Source organism: Micromonospora sp. NBC_00898 (assembly GCF_045207895.1).
In the GTDB taxonomy this organism is placed as follows: Bacteria; Actinomycetota; Actinomycetes; order Mycobacteriales; family Micromonosporaceae; genus Micromonospora.
This window is the reverse complement of record NZ_CP108775.1, coordinates 5,368,487-5,385,479: the sequence shown is the minus strand read 5'-3', so window position 1 is coordinate 5,385,479 and position 16,993 is coordinate 5,368,487. Positions and strand designations below refer to the sequence as shown.

Below are 16,993 nucleotides of genomic sequence, written 5' to 3'. Positions count from 1 at the left end.
GAGGAGACAGCCGTGAGCACCGTGGTGTTCCGCCGGCTTCCGCGTCAACCGGGGCCCGCGCTGCCGCGGGGCGAGGTGCTGCTGGAGTCCCCGCCCGAGCTGCCCGAACCGCAACCGCGCGGGATGGGTCAGCTGCTGATGATCCTGCCGATGATCTGCGGCGTCGGCGCGATGGCGTTCCTGTACGCCGGCCGGGGCGGCGGCATGATGACGTACGTCGCGGGCGGCCTGTTCGGCGTGTCCATGTTGGGCATGGCCGTCGGCACGATGTCCAACGGCGGCAACGACAAGGCCGAGCTGAACGCCGAGCGGCGCGACTACATGCGCTACCTGGCCCAGATGCGCAAGCGCACCCGGCGGGCCGCCGAGCAGCAGCGCGCGGCGATGTCCTGGCGGCACCCCGAGCCGGACGCGCTCTGGTCGATCGCCTCGTCCCGTCGGCTGTGGGAGCGGCGGATCACCGAGGACGACTTCGGCGAGGCCCGGATCGCGCTCGGCCCGCAGCGGCTGGCGGTGGAGATCGTGCCGCCGGAGACCAAGCCGGTGGAGGACCTGGAGCCGATGAGCGCGATCGCGCTGCGACGCTTCGTCCGCGCCCACTCCACCGTGCCGGACCTGCCCACCGCCCTGTCGCTGCGCGCGTTCAGCCGGATCGTGCTGCGCGGCGACCGGGAGCCGGTGCTCGACCTGACCCGGGCCGCGCTGGGCCAGCTGGTCACCTTCCACGCCCCGGACGACCTGATGGTCGCGGTGGTGGCCGCGCCCGACCGGCAGCCGGTGTGGGACTGGGTCAAATGGCTGCCGCACGCCCAGCACCACGGGCGTACCGACGCGGCGGGCGCGCGCCGGCTGGTCTTCGACAGCCTCGCCGAGGCCGAGTCGGCGCTGGCCGACGAGCTGGCCGGCCGGCCCCGGTTCGCCCCGGAGGCGAAGCCGCTCACCACCGTCCCGCACGTGGTGGTGGTGGTCGACGGTGGCGAGCTCTCGCCGACCTGCCACCTGATGGGGCCGGGCCTGCTCGGCGCCACCGTCATCGACCTGTCCGGGACGGTGCCGCGGGACGCGGGCCGGTGGCTGCTCTGCCTCGACGCCGGTGACGGCAGCGGGCTGGACCTGGTCCGCGGCGCCTCGACGTCCCGGCTGGGCCGCCCGGACGGGTTGAGCGAGGCGGCCGCCGAGGGGCTGGCCCGGCTGATCGCCCCCTACCGCCTCTCCCAGCAGCAGGCCAGCACCGACGAGCCGCTGGCCCGCAGCACGGAGCTGCCCGACCTGCTCGGCGTCGGCGACGCCGCCGCGGTGGACGTACGGCAGAGCTGGCGGCCGCGCAGCCACCGGGACCGGCTGCGCATCCCGCTCGGCGTCGGGCCGGACGGCAACGTGGTGGAGCTGGACTTCAAGGAGTCCGCGCACGAGGGCATGGGCCCGCACGGCCTGGTCATCGGCGCGACCGGCTCCGGCAAGAGCGAGCTGCTGCGTACGGTGGTCGCCGCGCTGGCGGTGACGCACTCGTCGGAGGAGCTCAACTTCGTCCTGGTCGACTTCAAGGGCGGTGCCACCTTCGCCTCGCTGGACGCCCTGCCGCACACCAGCGCGGTGATCACCAACCTCTCCGACGAGCTGCCGCTGGTCGACCGGATGCGGGACGCCCTGGCCGGTGAGATGAACCGGCGGCAGGAGGTGCTGCGGGCGGCCGGCAACTACGTCTCCCGGTACGACTACGAGCAGGCCCGGGCCGCCGGCGAGCAGCTGGAGCCGATGCCCAGCCTGCTGATCATCTGCGACGAGTTCAGCGAGCTGCTCGCCGCGAAGCCGGACTTCATCGACCTCTTCGTGATGATCGGCCGGCTGGGCCGGTCGCTCGGCGTGCACCTGCTGCTGGCCAGCCAGCGGTTGGAAGAGGGGAAGCTCCGGGGGCTCGACACCCACCTGTCGTACCGGATCGGTCTGCGGACCTTCTCGGCGGTGGAAAGCCGGATCGTGCTCGGCGTGCCCGACGCGTACGAGCTGCCCAGCGCCCCGGGCCACGGCTACCTGAAGACCGACACCAGCACCATGCTGCGGTTCCGGGCGGCGTACGTGTCCGGGCCGTACCGGGCGCCGGGGCAGGTGCAGCGGTCGACCCGGGCGCAGGTGCAGCGCCGCATCGTGCCGTACGGGGTGGACTTCGTGCCGGTGCCGGTCGCCCAGACCGCGGTGGAGGCGACGCCGGAGCCGGAGCAGCCGGCGGACGGCAAGGCGGTCGCCATGCTGGATGTGCTGATCGACCGGCTCAAGGGCCAGGGCCGGCCGGCGCACCAGGTCTGGCTGCCGCCGCTGGCCGAGCCGCCGGGCCTGGGTGAGCTGCTGCCGCCGCTGGGGGTGCACCCGACGTTCGGGCTGTGCACCGCGAACTGGCCCGGCCGGGGCCGGTTGGCGGTCCCGGTGGGCGTCGTGGACCGCCCGTACGAGCAGCGGCGCGACCCGATGATGGTGGACCTGGCCGGTGCGGGCGGCAACGTGGTCGTCGTCGGCGCCTCGCTGAGCGGCAAGAGCACCATGCTGCGGTCGATGATCGCGTCCCTGGCGCTCACGCACACCCCGCGCGAGGTGCAGCTCTTCTGCCTGGACTTCGGCGGCGGGGCGTTGCGCAGCGTGGAGGGGCTGCCGCACGTGTCCGGGGTGGCCGGCCGGCGGGACACCGAGGCGGTCCGCCGGACGGTGGCCGAGGTGGTCGCCGTGCTCGACGACCGGGAGACCCGGTTCGCCCAGCACGGCATCGACTCGGTGGCCAGTTACCGGCGGCGGCGGGCGGCCGGCGAATTCTCCGACGACCCGTTCGGCGACGTGTTCCTGGTGGTCGACGGCTGGAACACGCTGCGCCAGGAGTACGAGGAGCTGGAGCAGACCATCACCAACCTGGCCAACCGGGGGCTGGGTTTCGGCGTACACGTGGTCATCTCGGCCGTGCGCTGGGCGGAGGTCCGGATCAACATGCGGGACCTGCTGGGCACGAAGCTGGAGCTGCGGCTCGGCGACGCGGCCGAGTCGGAGATCGACCGGCGCGCGGCGCAGAACGTCCCGGTCGGCTCGCCCGGTCGCGGCCTGACCCGCGACAAGCTGCACTTCCTGACCGCCGTGTCGCGGATCGACGGCAAGCGCGACGTCGACGACCTGACCGAGGCGTCGGTCGCGCTGGCCGGGCACGTGGCGGCGAACTGGCCGGGCCGCCCGGCCCCGAAGGTGCGGCTGCTGCCGCGCAAGCTGCCGGTGACCGAGCTGGCCAAGGTCGTCGACCGGTCCGCGCCGGGTGTGCCGATCGGGGTCAACGAGGCCGCGCTCGCCCCGGTCCACCTGGACCTGGCGAACGAGCCGCACCTGACCGTCTTCGGCGACGCGGAGTGCGGCAAGACCAACGTGCTGCGGCTGATCGCCCGGGGCATCGTCGAGCGGTACACCCCGGCTCAGGCCCGGTTGGTGATCGCCGACTACCGGCGCGGCCTGCTCGGCGCGGTGGAGGGCGACCACCTGCTGGACTACGCGCCGTCCAACCAGGCGTTCAGCCAGGGGCTCGGGTCGATCCGCAGCGCGCTGCAGAACCGGCTGCCGGGGCCGGACGTGACCACCGCGCAGCTGCGCGACCGGAGCTGGTGGAAGGGGCCGGAACTCTACATCCTGGTCGACGACTACGACCTGGTCGCCTCCGGCGGCAGCAACCCGCTCAGCGCGCTGCACGAGCTGCTGCCGCAGGCGCGGGACATCGGCCTGCACCTGATCGTCACGCGCCGGGTCGGCGGGGTGGCCCGGGCGCTGTACGAGCCGGTGCTGCAACGACTGCGGGAGCTGGACTCGCCCGGGCTGCTGATGTCGGGCAACCGGGAGGAAGGCGCCGTCTTCGGCACCCTGCGGCCGAGCCCGCAGCCGCCGGGCCGGGGCACGCTGGTGCGCCGGCGCGACGGTCAGCAGCTCATCCAGACGGCATGGGCGGAGCCGACCTGATCCGGGCCGCTCCATGAACTCCCTTGTAGACGGTCAGGCGCCGACCGATGTCGCGAACTCCATTGCGGACTCGCGCCATTTGCCGCTTTGGCGGGCTGCGACCGCTTGCCGCCGTGGGTTACCGTCTCAGCGAGGATGTCCGTCGGTGGGGTTGGTTGCCTTGCCGCGGGGGTGGGGCGCGGCAGATCCGCCGCCACGAAGATGACGGAAGGGTGTGAAGCATGGCGTTCGAGGTCGAAGCTGCGACTCTCCATACCGCCGCGAGTGACGTGCGGTCCACGCGCAGCGAGGTTGACGGCGAGCTGAAGAAGCTCTGGAACGTGGTCGACGACCTGGCCATCGCCTGGAAGGGTCAGGCGTCCGCGGGCTTCCAGCAGCTCATGAACCGCTGGAACGAGGACACCGTCAAGCTGCTGACGGCGATGGACAGCATCGCCGACCTGCTCGACAAGTCGGGTACGACGCACCAGGTCAACGACGAAGAGCAGCAGCAGATGCTGGACAAGTTCCACTCTGCTCTCAACCCGTGATCCGCGCAGACGAGCAGAGGAGGAACTCATGAGCATCAAGGTTGACTACGCAGTCCTCGAGAGCAGCAACCAGCAGATGCAGGCCATCTCGCGGACCATCGACGAGAAGCTCGACACGCTGCGCTCGATGCTGACCAAGCTGGAGTGGGACGGTCAGGACCGCGCCGCGTACCAGCAGCACCAGGCCCAGTGGGACGCCGCCGTGCGGGACATCAACAAGGTCCTGAACGACATCGGCGGGGCCGTGGGCATCGCGCGCGAGAACTACGTCTCCACCGAGATGAGCAACGCCAAGGTCTGGCAGTGAGATAATCGACCGCTGCGGCTCCGGTCCGGCTCGACCGGACCGGAGCCGCAGCGCGTCACATGTCGACCGAGGTCCTGGGAGTGCCATGGGTACGGGGAAGCGCCGGCCGCTGCTGAGTTCCGCCGCCGCCATGCTGACGCTGGTCGCCACCGCCGGCGCCGGCCTGCTGGCCGGGCCCGCCCCGGCGCGCGCCGCCGACACGGTGCGCGGCCTCCAGTGGTACCTCGACCCGTTGAAGATCCCGCAGGCGCACAAGCTCTCCCGGGGCAAGGGCGTGGTGGTCGCGGTGGTCGACTCCGGGGTCTACGCCGCGCATCCCGACCTCAAGGGCCAGGTCCTACCGGGCAAGGGGCTCAGCGCCGACGTGGCCGCCGACGGCCGCAGCGATCCGGACGCGCAGAAGGGCCACGGCACGGGGATGGCCGGCGTCATCGCCGGTCGTGGCGGTGGCGTGATGCACGAGCTGGGGATCGCCCCGGAGGCGAAGATCCTGCCGGTCGGTCTCGGCGCGGACGACCGCAACGCCGACATCGCCGCGGGCATCCGCTGGGCCGCGGACCACGGCGCGGACGTCATCAACGTGTCGCTGGCGAACGACTCCCTCAAGCGTGAGCTGGCCGACGCGATCCGGTACGCGCTGAGCAAGGACGCGGTGGTGGTGGCCGGCGCCGGCAACGTCGACCAGGGGATGGTCGGGGTGCAGGCGCCCGCCAGCATCCCGGGCGTCGTCGCGGCCGGTGGCACCGACCGCGCCGGGGGCCTGTGGACCGGTTCGGCGACCGGCCCGGAGCTGGTGCTGGCCGCGCCGGGGGAGCGGATCATCGCCCCGGCCCCGCCCACGGTCTCCCCCAACGGCTACGTGGTGAACGACGGCACCAGCCTCTCCACAGCGATCATCTCCGGGGTGGCTGCCCTGGTCCGGTCGCGCTACCCGGACCTCGACGCGGCCAACGTGGTCAACCGCCTGATCCGCACCGCCCGCGACGAGGGGCCGTCGGGGCGGGACCCGCGGTTCGGGTTCGGCGTCGTCGACCCGCTCGCGGCGCTGACCCGTTCGGTGCCCCCGGTCTCCGCCAACCCGCTGCTCGAGGCCGCGCCGCCGGCGCCGACCGCCAGCAGCAGCCGGGACAGTCGTGACGACGAGCCGATGGTCACCTTCGGGCTGGCCAAGGGCGCGGGTCCGGCCATCGCGACCGCGCTCTGCCTGCTGGTCGTGGTGGCCGTGGTCGTGCTGCTGGTGTGGCTCACCCGGCGCGGCGTGCGTCGCCCGGCGGCGCCGACGGCACCCGGCCCGCACCCGCCGCTCGGCCCGCCGCCAGGGCACCGTCCGCCCGGCTTCGGCCCGCCGACCGGCCCGGGTCAATTCCCCGGCTACCCGCCACCGTCGGGTAACGGCCCGCCGCCCGGCTTCGCGCCGTCCGCCGGCCCGGTGCCGGCGCATCCGTACCAGCCCCGGCCGGTGAGCCAGCCGACGGCGCCGCATCCGTACCCGCCGCCGGCCGGGCCGGTTCCACCGGCGACCGGGCCAGTTCCACCACCTACCGGCCCTGAGCAGGGCTGACGCCGGGCACCACGAGCACCGCCAGGGGGAGGACAGGATGAGCTGGGACACCAGCCACAACGTCAGCAAGGATCCGGACCGGGTCGAGCAGCGGGTCGACGTCCCGCTGCCGCTCAACCCGGGCATGCCGCTCGCCGGTGACCTGCGCGGCATCAACTTCGACCGGGTCGGCGTCGACCAGGCGGAGACACCGAGCAAACTGGTCGCCGGCGACGGCGAGCGGGGCGTGGAGACCGAGTGGGACGCCGGCAGCCTCGACTCGGCCGTGACCTGGCTGGAGACCCACGCCAGCTACGTGCACCGGCTCTCCTACGACATGTCCGCCATCAAGGACGAGCTCGCCCCGGGCGAGGGGGCGGAGCCGGGCCACGGCGCGCTGGGCGGGTTCCCGAACGCCCAGGAGCTCACCAGGAATCACGACGCCCTCTTCTCGTCCACCCAGCAGGGCCTGCGCACCCTCTCCGACGGGCTCTGGGCGGCCGCCGAGGCGCTGCGTGAGGTCAAGCGCAAGTACGAGGACGCCGAGCACGCCAACGCCATGTCGGCGCAGGAGATGCAGCAGGCGTTCAACGATGCCGCCAGCGGCGGCAACGGCTAGACGGGGGAGCGGGAAGATGGCGGACTGGGAGCAGATGGCCCGCGAGGTGCTGGTGGCGGGCCGGCCGGACAAGGTGCAGAGCGCGGCGCTCGGTTGGCAGGAGCTGCTCAAGAACGTCGGGCAGGTGCAGGAGAGCCTCCAGCAGAACGTGAAGGATCTGGGCGCGGTCTGGAAGGGTCCCGCGTACGAGGCGTTCAAGTCGCACGTCGAGGGGCTGGCCAAGCAGGCCGGTGGTCTCGTGGACGCGGCCGAGAAGCCCGGCCGGGGCCGGGTCGGCATCGTGACCAACCTGGAGACCGCGGCCAAGCAGCTCCAGCAGGCCCAGGACACCATGCCGATCCCGGCCGCCTGCGTCGGCGATGTGCTGGCCGCCCGCAACGGCGAGCTCGTCCTCGGCGTCGGGCTGTTCGAGACGCGGGTCAAGGCGGACCTGATGGGCAGCTGGCCGATGGAGAAGATGGGCGAGCTGGGCGACTGGGTGTCTGGCTGGTTCTCCGATCAGGAGGGCGACGCCCGCAAGGTCTACAACGAGGTCAACGGCAACTACCAGGACCGGGTGCTGGAGTCGCCGAGCGGCGGCCCGAGCGGCAGCATCTCCAGTCCCCGTCCGGACATCCCGAACCTGGGCACCGGGCCGGGCACCGGCGGGGGCGGTGGCGTGCCGGGGATCGGTGGGACGCCCTCCACCGGCGGTCTCGGCGGCGGCCCGTCGGCGGGTGCCGGCAAGATGCCCGGCCTGGGCGCGGGCGGCCCGAGCATCGGGTCGAGCGCGCACCCGGACCTCACCTCCGGCGGGGGCTACACCCCGTCCACCGGCACCGGTTACACCCCCTCCGCCGGGTCGACGGGCACCGGCAGCTACGGCACCGGGCTGGCCGGCGCGGGCACCGCGACCGCCCCGGGCCTCGGCTCCGGCTTCGGCTCGGGCGGTGGGCTGCCTGGCAGCACCGGCCTCGGTGGCAGCGGCGGTGGGCTGGGCGGTGGTCTCGGCGGTGGCGCCGGGGTCGGCCGGGCGGTGAGCCCTGGAATGCCCCCGATGATGGGCGGCGGCGGTATGGCCGGCGCTGGCGGCCGGGGTGGCGGTGGCCGGATGGGCGCCGGGAAGCTCGGCGCGGGCGGGATGGCGCCCGGCATGGGTGGCGGCATGGCCGGTGGCCGGGGCGCGGCCGGTGGCGGCCGGGGCGGTGCGGCCGGTGGCGCCGCCGGTGCCCGAGGCGGCATGGCCGGCATGGGTCACGGTGGCGGCGCCGGGTACGGCGAGGAGGACACCGACCGTAACACCTGGCTGGAGGAGGACGAGGACATCTGGGGCGCCGACAGCGGCGGCACCCCGGGCATCCTGCGCTGACCGCTCGACCGGTGCCGGCCACGTCATAGTGGTCGGCACCGCTCACGGGTGCGCCTCCGTCCGATGTCCACGGTCAGGCGCCGAGCGGCCGGCCGCCAACGGTCAGGCGCCGACGGTCGGGCCTGGAAGGTCGCGGGCGCCGTCGGTCAAGTCTCCTCGAGCCACCCGCTCGACCGCGCAGCGTCGCGGCCGGGTCGGTCAGGCGTCGAGCGGCGCCGAGCGGCGTCCGGGGCGCCAGCCCCGCCGACGGCCGAGGGCCAGGACGGGCCGGGCCGCCAGCAGCACGCCCGCCAGGAGCACGCCGACCGTGGCCACCCAGACCGCGACGGTCCGCTGCCAGCCCAGCGAATCGGCCGGCGGGACCGGCTTCGCCATCGCGCCGGCCGGCGGGTCCGTCCGCGTCCCCAGCAGGCTGGTCACCGCCCGGTACGGGTTCACCACCCCGTACCCGACCTCGGCGTTGTGCCCGTCGGGCGGGTTGTCGGCCGTCCGGGTGAGCCGGAAGGCGACGTCGGCCGGGGTGAGTTCCGGGTGGGCGGCCCGGACCAGCGCGGCCACCCCGGAGACGTACGCGGCGGCGAAGCTGGTGCCGCCCTGCGGCTCGGCGAGGTAGCCCGCGCCCTGCGGCGCCGGACCGACGATGTCCAGTCCCGGCGCGGCGATGTCGACGTAGTCACCGGCAACTGAGGTGCCGACGTGGCCGCCCTGGGGGTCGACCCCCGCCACGGCGATCACCCCGGGGTACGCGGCCGGGTACGCCGGCTGGTCCTGCTGGTTCTCCTGCCGGTTGCCGGCGGCGGCCACCACGACGACCCGCTTGCGGAGCGCGTAGTCGATCGCGTCCTTCAGCTCCGGCCGGTCCAGCGTCACCAGGGAGAGGTTGACCACATCGGCGCCCTGGTCCACCGACCACCGGATCGCCTTGGCGATCTCAGCGGGGAGTGCCTCGTCGGTGGTGAGCTTGGTGGAGGCCAGCACCCGTACCGGCAGGATCCGGGCCGCCGGCGCGATTCCGCTGTACGGCGTGCCGGTCCCTTCCTGGCCCGCGATGATGCCCGCCACGATGGTGCCGTGGCCGGCCTGGTCGCACTGCCCCCGTTGCCGGGCCAGGCCGTTGAAGTCGTCGCCTGCGAGCACCCGGCCCTTGAGCAGGGGATGGGTGGACGAGACGCCGGAGTCCACGACCGCCACGGTCACGCCCTCGCCCCGGGTGATCCGCCACGCCGACGACGGGTCGAGCCGGCGTAGCGCCCAGGGGGCCTCGGTCGGGCCCGGGCCGCCGGGCCGGCCGCACTTCGGGGCCGCCTCGGCGGGTGCCGGAGCCACCAGCAGCGTGCCGAGCAGCGCCGCGACCGCTCCACACAGGATGGATCGGGACCGGTGTCCGGCACGGGCGCGCAAGGTCGTCCCGTCCGGCCGCAAGCTGTCGCGCACGCGGTGAGATTACCGTCGCGGCGCCCGTCGCGCGGTGACGGGAGCGCCCGGCCGCCCGGGACCCGCTGCCGTGTCGCGGGACGGTCGGGTCAGGACCCGGCGGCGGGTTCGGCGGTGAAGAGGGCGAGCAGGGCGCCGACCTGCTGGTCGGCCTCGGCCGGGTGGCGGAAATGGCCGCTCGGGTTGATCGTGTACTCGTTGCGCCGGCCCACCCGGGTGCGGCGCAGGTAGCCGCCCGCTTCCAGGTCGGCGACGATGGCCTGGGCGGCCCGCTCGGTCACCCCCACCTCGTCGGCGACGTCGCGCAGCCGGGCGGTGGGGTTGCGTGCGATGGCCAGCAGCACGTGCCCGTGGTTGGTGAGGAACGTCCAGTTCCGGCTGCTCCCGTTCTGGCCTGCTGTCGTCGCCATGTGCGTCATCGTATGGCCCTTCGTTCGGGTTTCTCGGCCCTGCCTCGCCCGGGCGGCGCGGGGGCGGCCCGGCCGCGGTGGCCGTACTCGTCCCGCGGTCAAGTCCCACTCAACGTATGAAATCCGTATCACGTAAATCTTGACGTACCTTTGCCTGCGTGTGACGGTTGGTGGCGAGGCCGCCTCCGCCGCCGGCCGGGCTGACCAGGTCGTTTCGCGCGAGGACGAGGTGAGGTAATTGACCCCGACCACTCCGGAGCAGGCGCTCGCCGAGCTGCACGCCGGAAACCAGCGGTTCGTCACCGGCGTCCCGCGCCACCCCAACCAGGACGCCGGCCACCGGGCGGCCGTCGCCGACGGTCAGCACCCCTTCGCGGTGGTCGTCGGCTGCTCCGACTCCCGGCTCGCCGCCGAGATCATCTTCGACCGTGGGCTGGGTGACCTCTTCGTGGTCCGGACCGCCGGCCACACCACGGGCCCCGAGGTGCTCGGCAGCGTCGAGTACGCCGTCACGGTGCTCGGCACGCCGCTGGTGCTGGTGCTCGGGCACGACTCCTGCGGCGCGGTGCAGGCCGCCCGGGAGGCCGTCACCACCGGCCGGGCCCCCGGCGGCCACCTCGGCGCGTTGGTCGACGCCGTGGTGCCCAGCCTGCGCCGGGCGGCGGCGGAGGGCGTAGAGGAGATCAACGGGATCGTCGACATCCACATCGCGCAGACCGTCGAGGCGCTGCTGGCCAACTCTTCCGTCCTGGCCGCTGCGGTGGCCGCCGGGCGGTGCGCGGTGGTCGGCATGTCGTACCGGCTCAGCGCGGGCGAGGCGCGGACGGTGGCCACGGTCCCGGCGGGTGCGGCAGCCGCGCCGCCACCCGCGCAGGTCGAGCGCGCCGCGCCGACCACCGTCGGCGGCTGACCTCCCTACGATCACGACGGCCGAGGGGCCGCCCCGCGGTTCGGCGGGACGGCCCCTCGGCCCGGTTGCCTCGTCGGTCAGAGCAACGACATGTGCACGTGGTCGGTGTGGTTGGACGGCCCGCTGTAGGACTTCCAACCGGTCGCCGGGAACCAGATCTGCCGATTCCAGATCACGTAGTAGATGCCGAGCCGGTCCGCGTTGCGGATCAGGAAGGCGGCGACGTTGTTGCCGTACATCCGGGTGTCGTTGTTGTGCCAGGGGGCGAACCCGCTGTTCTGCAACGACCAGTCGCAGGCCCGGCCCTTCGGATGCTCCCACGGCCCGCCGGGCCGGTAGCAGCCGACGAACCGGTTGAAGCCGGCCCGCTTGACCTCCTTGTACGCGTGCAGCGTCCGAGGCGTGATGCAGCCGGAGGTGGTGGGGTCGTTCTCGCTGCACGACTCGGGCTTCCAGTCCCCGTCGGCGGTGCGACCGGGGCCGATCCGGGCGACCGGCGAGGTGGCCGAGACCAGGCCGCCGGTGAAGCCCTTGCCGCCGACCAGGGCGAGCGCCTTCTCCGCCGCGTTCTTCTCCCGAGCCATCGCGTTCGTCAGCGTCTGCTGCGCGCGCACCTCGGCGTCGAGTGCCAGCTTGGCCTGCTCGGCGCGGGTCTTGGCCGCGTTGACCTCGGCGAGCTTCTGCGCGTTGACCATGTTCAGCTCGTCGAGGGCGGCCGCCCGCCGGACGAACGAGTCCGGGGTGTTGCTCTCCAGCAGCACGGCCACCACGCCGATGCGGCCGGTCCGGTACGACTGCGCCGCGATCTTGCTCACCTGCGGGCGCATGGCGTCCAGCTGACTCTGCGCCGCGCGTACCTCCACCGCCAGTTGGAGCTGGTGTTGCTTCGACTGCGCCAGTTTGGTCTTCGCCTGCACGTAGCCGCGGTTGGCCGCCTCGATGGCGTCGGTGATGAGCATCGGCTCGCCGTCCTCCGCGTGCCCCGAGGGGGTGGGGGGCGTCGTCGGCGCCGCGATCGCGGGGGCGGGGCCGACGACGACGGCGAACGCGGCGAGCGCGGCCACGACGGGTGTCAGCCAGCGGCGCAGGGGTGCCGTCACAGTGTTCCCTTCCGTCGACCGCCGACCGAGTTAGCTGACGGGTTCGGGACGGAAGTGGCCCCTACCGCTGGCGCGGATTCACCCCAGGTACCTGGTTCCCCGGTTCGCCGTACGGCGATTGGGCGGCGGCACCGCAGGCGCCGCTGCGCGCCTTCGGCGGTGACCGGCAGCGAGGTTACCCGAGAGGCGTGCCGAGGATCTACGTCCGTAAGCCGACTAAAGCGGTAATTCGACGGCCAGTGCCGTGACCAGCATCGCGTTTGGCGCGGACGGTCACGCTGCGGAGTGTCGCCGTACGGCGTCCGTGCTCGTCTGCGGTCCGGTCCCGCCGCCGGGTGACCCCCGCCGCCCACCCGGGCCGGCGCGAGGATCGGTTGGCCCGCGGAGGCCCGCCCCACCCAGCGGTGGGGAGTCGCTCGCCCAACAGGCGCGGATTCACAACACCCACCGCAAACCCGGCGCCGGGGCCGTGCGCGGTCCGGGCGCCCGGCGGCCTCGGTCGGCCCGGCGCCCCGGGGTTGCGGTGCCGGCACGGCGGCGTGGGTCAGGCCAGGCCGGCGCGACGGCGCCGGTACTCCTCCTCGTCGATCTCGCCACGGGCGTACCGGTCGTCGAGGATGCGGCGGGCCGAGGAGGTGCCGGTCCCGTCCCGGCCGCCGCCGGTCAGTCGGACCACCAGCCACACCAGCAGCACCAGGACCGCCAGCCCCACCAGCGACCAGATCCACATCCAGCCCATCATCGGGCCGTTCCGCATCATGGCTGCCCTCCCCGTCGTGCGAGGGTCGGCCGGTCCGACGCGCCGAGGGCTCCGGTACCGGTCGCCACCTCGACCTTACGGTGGGCGGGGCGCGGCGGAGCCGGGTCGAAAGGACCCGGCGCACGGGTCGCAGGTCCCGGTCAGCCGCGCTTCATCAGCCGGCCGACGGCGGCCATCATCTCGCTGGCCATCTCGTCGGCCCGCCCCTCGGCGGCGCCCTCGTGCATGCAGTGCCGGGCGTGCCCGTCGAGCAGGCCGAGGCCGACCTTGTCCAGGGCGGCCTGGATGGCGGAGATCTGGGTGAGCACGTCGATGCAGTAGCGGTCGTCCTCGACCATCTTCTCGATGCCGCGGACCTGGCCCTCGATGCGGCGGAGCCGGGCGAGGAGCTGGTCCTTGCTGGCGGTGTAGCCCCGGGTCGGGGTCGTCGGTGCGGTCATGAGGTCCAGGATAGCGTACCCCTCGGGGGTATGGTACGGTCCCATCGTTGCCGATACCCCCACCGGGTACAGGTAGCGGAAGAGTAGGCTGAGCACGGCGGAAGGGGAGTTGCGATGGTCACCACCACCTACCAGGTCCAGGGCATGACCTGCGGGCACTGCGTCAGCTCGGTCAGCGCCGAGGTGGGCGCGATCCCGGGCGTCAGCGACGTCCAGGTGGACCTGGCCTCCGGGCAGGTCACCGTCACCAGCGAGAGCCCGTTGGACACGGACACCGTCCGCGCCGCCGTGGACGAGGCCGGCTACGACCTCGTCGGGGCGTGACGGGTCTGAGGACCCGAAGGAACCGAGGTACCACGATGAACACGGCGACGAAGCTGAGCGGCTTCGCCCTCGGCCTCGCGGCGGTGTTCGGCGCGGCGTACGGGGTCGGCCAGGTGGCCGGCCCCGACACCCCCGCCGCCACCAGCCGCCACGATGCCACCGACGCCGGTCACACCGACGGTGACCATCCGGCCGGCGCCGCCACCACCGACCACCTGCCCGGCGGACTGCTCGTCTCCGACCGGGGCTTCACGATGCAACCGATGACCGCACCCGCCGGGGAGTTCGCCTTCCGGATCACCGGCCCGGACGGCGCGCCGGTCACCCGGTACGACGTGGCGCACGACAAGCGGATGCACCTGATCGTCGCCCGCCGCGACCTCTCCGGCTTCCGGCACGTCCACCCGGAGCTGGTCGCCGACGGCACCTGGCGGGTGGCCTCGCCGCTCGCCGGCCCCGGCGTCTGGCGGGCGTTCGCCGACTTCACGCCGGCCGGCGGGCAGCCGCTGACCCTCGGGGTCGACGTCACCGTCCCCGGTGCGCTGGACGCCCGGCCGCTGCCGGCGCCGGCCGCCAGCACCACCGTCGACGGCTACACGGTCACCCTGGCCGGCGCGCCGCAGCCCGGTCGCACCGCCGAGCTGACCCTCACCGTCAGCCGGGACGGGAAGCCCGTCACCGACCTCCAGCCCTACCTCGGGGCGTACGGGCACCTGGTGGCGCTGCGGCAGGGCGACCTGGCGTACCTGCACGTCCATCCGGACGGCGCACCCGGCGACGGGCGCACCCCGGCGGGGCCGGCGGTGACCTTCTACGCCGAGGTGCCCTCGGCCGGCAGCTACCGCCTCTACCTGGACTTCCGGCACGGCGACGCGGTGCACACCGCCGAGTTCACCGTCGTGGCCGGCGACCCGGGCGCACCGGCGACCAGCGCGCCGGCCGCCACCACCGCACCGACCGCCGACGCCGGGCACGGCGAACCCGGTCACGGGCACAATTGACAGGAGGTGCCGCGATGACATCGACCGCCAAGTCCCTGCCGGTCGCGCCGAATCTGATCGAACTCGCGATCGGCGGCATGACCTGCGCCTCCTGCGCCGCCCGGATCGAGAAGAAGCTCAACCGGATGGACGGCGTCGAGGCCACCGTCAACTACGCCACCGAGAAGGCCACCGTCCGGTACGCCGACGAGATCAGCCCGGCCGACCTGATCGCCACCGTGGAGAAGACCGGGTACACGGCCGTCGTACCGCCCCCGCCCGCGTCGGCCGGGACGGAAGCCGTCGCCGAGCCGGTGGACGAGCTGCGCGGGCTACGTACCCGGCTGTGGATGTCGGTGGCCCTCGCGGTGCCGGTGGTCCTGCTGGCCATGGTGCCGGCCTGGCAGTTCGACTACTGGCAGTGGCTGTCGCTGACCCTGGCCGGCCCGGTCGTGGTCTACGGCGGGCTGCCGTTCCACCGGGCCGCGTGGATCAACCTGCGACACGGCGCGGCCACCATGGACACCCTGGTGTCGCTGGGCACCCTGGCCGCGTTCGGCTGGTCGCTCTGGGCGCTCTTCCTCGGCGATGCCGGCATGCCCGGGATGACCCACCCGTTCCGCTTCGACATCACCCGCACCGACGGCGCCGGCAACATCTACCTGGAGGCGGCGGCCGGGGTGACCGTCTTCATCCTCGCCGGCCGCTACTTCGAGGCCCGCTCCAAGCGGACCGCCGGCGCCGCCCTGCGCGCCCTGCTGGAACTGGGCGCCAAGGACGTCGCGGTGCTCCGCGGCGACCAGGAACTCCGCGTCCCGGTCGACCAGCTCGCGGTGGGGGACCGGTTCGTGGTCCGTCCCGGCGAGAAGGTCGCCACCGACGGCGTGGTCGAGGAGGGCAGCTCGGCGGTCGACGCCAGCATGCTCACCGGCGAGTCGGTGCCGGTGGAGGTCCGGCCGGGTGACACCGTGGTCGGCGCGACCGTCAACGCGGGCGGCCGGCTGGTCGTCCGGGCCACCCGGATCGGCGGGGACACCCAGCTCGCCCAGATGGCGAAGCTGGTCGAGGCGGCGCAGACCGGCAAGGCGGTCGTGCAGCGGCTCGCCGACCGGATCTCCGGGGTCTTCGTGCCGATCGTGATCGCCCTGGCCGTCGGCACCCTCGGCTGGTGGCTCGGCACCGGGGCGGGGCCGACCGCCGCCTTCACCGCCGCGGTGGCCGTGCTGATCATCGCCTGCCCGTGCGCCCTCGGCCTGGCCACCCCGACCGCCTTGCTGGTGGGCACCGGCCGGGGCGCCCAGCTCGGCATCCTGATCAAGGGCCCGGAGGTGCTGGAGTCGACCCGCCAGGTGGACACCGTGGTGCTGGACAAGACCGGCACCGTCACCACCGGGAAGATGACCCTGGTCGACGCGCGCCCCGCCGTGGGAGAGGACCGCGCCGAACTGCTGCGGCTGGCCGGCGCGCTGGAGGCCGCCAGCGAGCACCCGATCGCCCAGGCCGTCGCCGTCGGCGCGGCCGAGGCCGGGGCGCTGCCAACGGTGACCGGCTTCGCCAACGTCGAAGGGCTCGGCGTGACCGGCTCGGTCGAGGGCCGCGAGGTCGTCGTCGGGCGGCTCCGGTTGCTGCGGGAGCGGGGTCTGGACGTACCCGAGGAGGTCGTGCGGACGGTGACCGACGCGGAGGCCGCCGGACGGACGGCGGTCCTCGCCGGCTGGGACGGCCGGGCCCGCGGGGTTCTCGCGGTGGCCGACGTGGTCAAGCCGACCAGCGCGGCGGCGGTCGCCCGGCTGCGCGAGCTGGGACTCACCCCGGTGCTGCTGACCGGCGACAACGCGACCGTCGCGAAGGCGGTGGCCGCCGAGGTCGGCATCGACGAGGTGATCGCCGAGGTGCTGCCCGCCGACAAGGTCGACGTGGTGCGGCGGCTCCAGGGCGAGGGACGGACCGTGGCGATGGTCGGTGACGGGATCAACGACGCCGCCGCACTCGCCCAGGCCGACCTGGGGCTGGCCATGGGCACCGGCACCGACGTGGCGATCGAGGCCTCCGACCTGACCCTGGTCCGGGGTGACCTGACCGCCGCCGTGGACGCCATCCGGCTCTCCCGGCGGACCCTCGGGATCATCAAGGGCAACCTGTTCTGGGCCTTCGCCTACAACCTGGCTGCTCTGCCGCTGGCCGCCGCCGGCCTGCTCAACCCGATGATCGCCGGGGCGTCGATGGCCTTCTCGTCGGTGTTCGTGGTGGCCAACAGCCTGCGGCTGCGCCGGTTCCGCCCGGTCGGCTGACCGGCGCCCTCCGCACCGTCGGTGA

The 16,993-nt window shown here is 73.8% G+C and carries 15 protein-coding genes and 1 riboswitch; of the genes, 10 read left to right on the top strand and 5 right to left on the bottom strand.

Annotated features, from left to right (window positions below):
- Positions 1–12: 12 nt before the first annotated feature.
- The 6 genes from eccCa to OG799_RS26095 all read left to right on the top strand — a co-directional run bounded on the left by eccCa (position 13) and on the right by OG799_RS26095 (position 8,319).
- Complete coding sequence (gene eccCa, locus OG799_RS26120) at positions 13–3,975, top strand: type VII secretion protein EccCa (protein WP_406038472.1); 3,963 nt, start codon at positions 13–15, stop codon at positions 3,973–3,975.
- Between the two features lie 221 nt (positions 3,976–4,196).
- The gene (locus OG799_RS26115) at positions 4,197–4,505 is read left to right on the top strand and encodes a WXG100 family type VII secretion target (RefSeq protein WP_406038470.1); all 309 of its coding nucleotides are present in this window, start codon (positions 4,197–4,199) and stop codon (positions 4,503–4,505) included.
- A gap of 28 nt (positions 4,506–4,533) precedes the next feature.
- On the top strand, positions 4,534–4,812 hold the full coding sequence (locus OG799_RS26110) for a WXG100 family type VII secretion target (RefSeq protein ID WP_406038468.1): 279 nt from the start codon (positions 4,534–4,536) through the stop codon (positions 4,810–4,812).
- Between the two features lie 85 nt (positions 4,813–4,897).
- On the top strand, positions 4,898–6,373 hold the full coding sequence (locus OG799_RS26105; RefSeq protein ID WP_406038466.1) for a S8 family serine peptidase: 1,476 nt from the start codon (positions 4,898–4,900) through the stop codon (positions 6,371–6,373).
- Positions 6,374–6,410: 37 nt separating this feature from the next.
- Positions 6,411–6,971 carry a hypothetical protein gene (locus OG799_RS26100; protein WP_406038464.1) on the top strand — a complete coding sequence of 187 codons (561 nt, stop codon included), beginning with the start codon at positions 6,411–6,413 and terminating at the stop codon, positions 6,969–6,971.
- 16 nt (positions 6,972–6,987) lie between these two features.
- Positions 6,988–8,319: a WXG100 family type VII secretion target gene (locus OG799_RS26095; protein WP_406038463.1), complete on the top strand. Its 1,332-nt coding sequence runs from the start codon at positions 6,988–6,990 to the stop codon at positions 8,317–8,319.
- A gap of 198 nt (positions 8,320–8,517) precedes the next feature.
- On the opposite strand, the gene mycP is transcribed toward OG799_RS26095, so the two are convergent.
- Both mycP and OG799_RS26085 read right to left on the bottom strand, forming a co-directional pair.
- Positions 8,518–9,753, bottom strand: a complete 1,236-nt coding sequence (gene mycP, locus OG799_RS26090) for a type VII secretion-associated serine protease mycosin (RefSeq protein WP_406038461.1) — start codon at positions 9,751–9,753, stop codon at positions 8,518–8,520.
- 89 nt (positions 9,754–9,842) lie between these two features.
- Complete coding sequence (locus tag OG799_RS26085) at positions 9,843–10,172, bottom strand: helix-turn-helix transcriptional regulator (RefSeq protein ID WP_406038459.1); 330 nt, start codon at positions 10,170–10,172, stop codon at positions 9,843–9,845.
- Between the two features lie 229 nt (positions 10,173–10,401).
- Here OG799_RS26085 and OG799_RS26080 point away from each other — a divergent pair, with 229 nt between their 5' ends.
- The gene (locus tag OG799_RS26080) at positions 10,402–11,073 is read left to right on the top strand and encodes a carbonic anhydrase (protein ID WP_406038457.1); all 672 of its coding nucleotides are present in this window, start codon (positions 10,402–10,404) and stop codon (positions 11,071–11,073) included.
- 77 nt (positions 11,074–11,150) lie between these two features.
- On the opposite strand, the gene OG799_RS26075 is transcribed toward OG799_RS26080, so the two are convergent.
- From OG799_RS26075 to OG799_RS26065, 3 genes are all read right to left on the bottom strand, one after another.
- Entirely contained in the window at positions 11,151–12,173 is a 1,023-nt protein-coding gene (locus tag OG799_RS26075; protein WP_406038455.1) for a coiled-coil domain-containing protein, read from the bottom strand.
- Positions 12,174–12,177: 4 nt separating this feature from the next.
- Positions 12,178–12,308, bottom strand: a riboswitch (cyclic di-AMP (ydaO/yuaA leader).
- Between the two features lie 409 nt (positions 12,309–12,717).
- Positions 12,718–12,933 carry an SHOCT domain-containing protein gene (locus OG799_RS26070; protein WP_406038453.1) on the bottom strand — a complete coding sequence of 72 codons (216 nt, stop codon included), beginning with the start codon at positions 12,931–12,933 and terminating at the stop codon, positions 12,718–12,720.
- Positions 12,934–13,073: 140 nt separating this feature from the next.
- Positions 13,074–13,373, bottom strand: a complete 300-nt coding sequence (locus OG799_RS26065; RefSeq protein WP_030504325.1) for a metal-sensitive transcriptional regulator — start codon at positions 13,371–13,373, stop codon at positions 13,074–13,076.
- Between the two features lie 114 nt (positions 13,374–13,487).
- On the opposite strand from OG799_RS26065, the gene OG799_RS26060 reads away from it, so the two are divergent.
- The 3 genes from OG799_RS26060 to OG799_RS26050 are packed head-to-tail and all read left to right on the top strand — an operon-like array spanning position 13,488 to position 16,968.
- A complete protein-coding gene (locus OG799_RS26060) occupies positions 13,488–13,697 on the top strand; it encodes a heavy-metal-associated domain-containing protein (protein ID WP_406038451.1) in 210 nt (69 codons plus the stop codon).
- 35 nt (positions 13,698–13,732) lie between these two features.
- Positions 13,733–14,698 carry a hypothetical protein gene (locus OG799_RS26055; protein WP_406038449.1) on the top strand — a complete coding sequence of 322 codons (966 nt, stop codon included), beginning with the start codon at positions 13,733–13,735 and terminating at the stop codon, positions 14,696–14,698.
- Between the two features lie 14 nt (positions 14,699–14,712).
- Positions 14,713–16,968, top strand: coding sequence for a heavy metal translocating P-type ATPase (locus OG799_RS26050; protein ID WP_406038447.1), 2,256 nt, complete (start codon positions 14,713–14,715; stop codon positions 16,966–16,968).
- Positions 16,969–16,993 lie beyond the last annotated feature (25 nt).

Excerpts from the sequence above, each read along its gene's own strand:
- OG799_RS26065 (WP_030504325.1), bottom strand. The coding sequence starts at position 13,373 with ATGACCGCACCGACGACCCCGACCCGGGGCTACACCGCCAGCAAGGAC.
- OG799_RS26055 (WP_406038449.1), top strand. The coding sequence starts at position 13,733 with ATGAACACGGCGACGAAGCTGAGCGGCTTCGCCCTCGGCCTCGCGGCG.
- OG799_RS26050 (WP_406038447.1), top strand. The coding sequence starts at position 14,713 with ATGACATCGACCGCCAAGTCCCTGCCGGTCGCGCCGAATCTGATCGAA.
- OG799_RS26105 (WP_406038466.1), top strand. The coding sequence starts at position 4,898 with ATGGGTACGGGGAAGCGCCGGCCGCTGCTGAGTTCCGCCGCCGCCATG.
- OG799_RS26085 (WP_406038459.1), bottom strand. The coding sequence starts at position 10,172 with ATGACGCACATGGCGACGACAGCAGGCCAGAACGGGAGCAGCCGGAAC.
- OG799_RS26110 (WP_406038468.1), top strand. The coding sequence starts at position 4,534 with ATGAGCATCAAGGTTGACTACGCAGTCCTCGAGAGCAGCAACCAGCAG.
- OG799_RS26095 (WP_406038463.1), top strand. The coding sequence starts at position 6,988 with ATGGCGGACTGGGAGCAGATGGCCCGCGAGGTGCTGGTGGCGGGCCGG.
- OG799_RS26060 (WP_406038451.1), top strand. The coding sequence starts at position 13,488 with ATGGTCACCACCACCTACCAGGTCCAGGGCATGACCTGCGGGCACTGC.
- OG799_RS26100 (WP_406038464.1), top strand. The coding sequence starts at position 6,411 with ATGAGCTGGGACACCAGCCACAACGTCAGCAAGGATCCGGACCGGGTC.
- OG799_RS26115 (WP_406038470.1), top strand. The coding sequence starts at position 4,197 with ATGGCGTTCGAGGTCGAAGCTGCGACTCTCCATACCGCCGCGAGTGAC.
- OG799_RS26070 (WP_406038453.1), bottom strand. The coding sequence starts at position 12,933 with ATGATGCGGAACGGCCCGATGATGGGCTGGATGTGGATCTGGTCGCTG.